The organism is Oleiphilus sp. HI0043, assembly GCF_001634935.1.
Window position 1 is genome coordinate 1 of record NZ_LWEY01000184.1, and the last position, 630, is coordinate 630.

A 630-nucleotide genomic window follows, 5' to 3' on the forward strand; every position below is an offset into this window, starting at 1 on the left:
TAGTTGGTGTGCATATACGCACAGAGTGGCGAATTTTGTGCGGGTGACGTTAAGCGCAGATATAGATTGTTTGGGGATATGTATGAAAAGCTGGAGTGATATTCAGATAGCCTATCAAGTAGCCAAGTTTGGCACGCTTAGCAAGGCCGCTGAGTCTTTAGGTGTTCATCACAGTACAGTTCTTAGGCACATTGACTCGATTGAAGAGCACTTGGCTTGTAAGTTATTTCATAGGCATTCTCGCGGCTATACGCCGACTGAAGCGGGCGAAATTCTGTTTCAAGATGCTGCAAAAGTCGAAGAACGTCTTGATCGAATGGTCAGTAAAATTAATGGGCTAGACCAGCAGCTAACAGGGCCTTTGGTTCTGACGAGCGTTTCGACCTTGAGTCCCTTGATCATGCCTGTTATCGAGGTATTCAGCAAAGCACACCCTGGTGTGGACATTTCGTTTCAGGCGGATTCGAGAATTTTTAAACTTGAATATGGTGAGGCGCATATTAGTATTCGGCCAGGCGCTCAGCCGCAAGACCCAGATTATGTGGTACAGAAGCTATTGTATACTGAATCGTCTCTTTATGCTAGCGAATCCTACTTGCGTAAGTACGGGAAACTCCAGAGCCTTGAGGA

Annotated in this window: 1 protein-coding gene; it reads left to right on the top strand. The window is 46.0% G+C overall.

What is annotated here, in order from left to right; genetic code table 11:
* Positions 1-82: 82 nt before the first annotated feature.
* Positions 83-630 (top strand): LysR family transcriptional regulator (locus A3729_RS03205; protein ID WP_156497610.1); only part of this gene is annotated, 548 nt, incomplete at its 3' end.